We start from the raw sequence: 1372 nt of genomic DNA on the forward strand, positions 1-1372 counted from the left end.
CCCGCGGTGTGCACCACGGCGCGCAGGGGGTGGGTGTCGGGGATCTGCTCCAGCAGTACGGTGAGGGCGTCGCGGTCGGCCACGTCGCAGGCGGCGATGGTGACCTCGGCGCCCTGTCCGGTCAGCTCGTCGCGTAGCTCGGCCGCGCCGGGGGCGTCCAGGCCGCGCCGGGAGATCAGGAGCAGGTGCCGTACGCCGTGTTCGGCCACCAGATGCCGGGCCATCAGGGCGCCCAGCCCGCCGGTGCCGCCGGTGATCAGCGTGGTCCCATCGGCCGGCCAGGCCGCCACGGGCTCCTCGCCGAGGCGGGCCCGCTCGAGCCGGGGCGCCAAGAGCCGGTCGCCGCGCAAGGCGACCTGTGGTTCTCCGCTCGGGATGGGAGTACCGCCGGCGCTCGCGCTCTGCTGCCCCGGGTCCAGGTCGATCAGGGTGATGCGGCCGGGTTCCTCCGCCTGGGCGGCCCGTACCAGCCCCCACACCGCCGCCTGCGCCGGATCCGGAACCTCACCGTCGGCCACGGCCACCGCGCCCCGGGTCACCACTGTGATCGGACGCGGGTCCGCCTCGGCCAGCCAAGTCTGCAACTCACCCAGCACATCCCCGACGACCCGCCGCACCCGCACCGGGACGTCACCGTCCGCCGGCCCCCTGTCCCTGGCCGAAGCGACGTCCAGCACCCTGGCAGCGGTCTCCGCGCCGCGCTCGTCCACCGGCCGCCAGGCCACCTCGTACAACCACTGTGCCGGGACGGCGCCGCTCAACTGCCCAGGAGCCAGCGGCCGCGCGGTCAGCTCCTCCACCGACACCACCGGCCGGCCGGTTGGATCGGCCACATCCAGCCGGGTGACCGCATCACCGTCCAGCCGGCGCAACCGTACCCGCAGCGCGGTGGCGCCGGCGGCGTGCAGGGTGACGCCGTTCCAGTTGAACGGGATCAGCGGACCGCTCTCCTCCGCCCCCTGCCCGGCGTCCTGTGCGGCCAGCATGCCCACGTGCAACGCCGCGTCGAGCAGCGCGGGGTGCACGCCGTAACCCGTTGGATCGGCGGCATCGGTCGGCAGCGACACCTCGGCGTAGAGGTCGTCACCGTGTTTCCAGGCTCGGGTGAGACCGTGGAAGGCCGGGCCGTAGCCGTAGCCGTGGTCGACCAAGCGGTCGTACAGGCCGGTGGTGTCCAGCGGCTCAGCACCCGGCGGCGGCCAGGCGTGGCGCAGGTCGGCGGGCATGGTGGGGGTGGGGGTGAGGGCGCCGGTGGCGTGCCGGGTCCACTGTCCGTGGTCGTCTTTGGAGTGGATGGCGATCTGGCGTCGGCCGTCTTCGTCGGGTCCGGTCACGGTGACCTGTATGACGACGCCATCGCTGGGGTCGGGGA

1 protein-coding gene is annotated in these 1372 nt (G+C 74.1%); it reads right to left on the reverse strand.

Going from position 1 to position 1372, the window contains the following annotated elements; translation table 11 throughout:
* A partial coding sequence (locus AB0J64_RS57270) for an SDR family NAD(P)-dependent oxidoreductase (protein WP_364047268.1) occupies positions 1–1334 on the reverse strand: 1334 nt, incomplete at its 3' end.
* Positions 1335–1372 lie beyond the last annotated feature (38 nt).

Source organism: Nonomuraea sp. NPDC049695 (genome assembly GCF_040674955.1).
Classification (GTDB): domain Bacteria; phylum Actinomycetota; class Actinomycetes; order Streptosporangiales; family Streptosporangiaceae; genus Nonomuraea; species Nonomuraea helvata.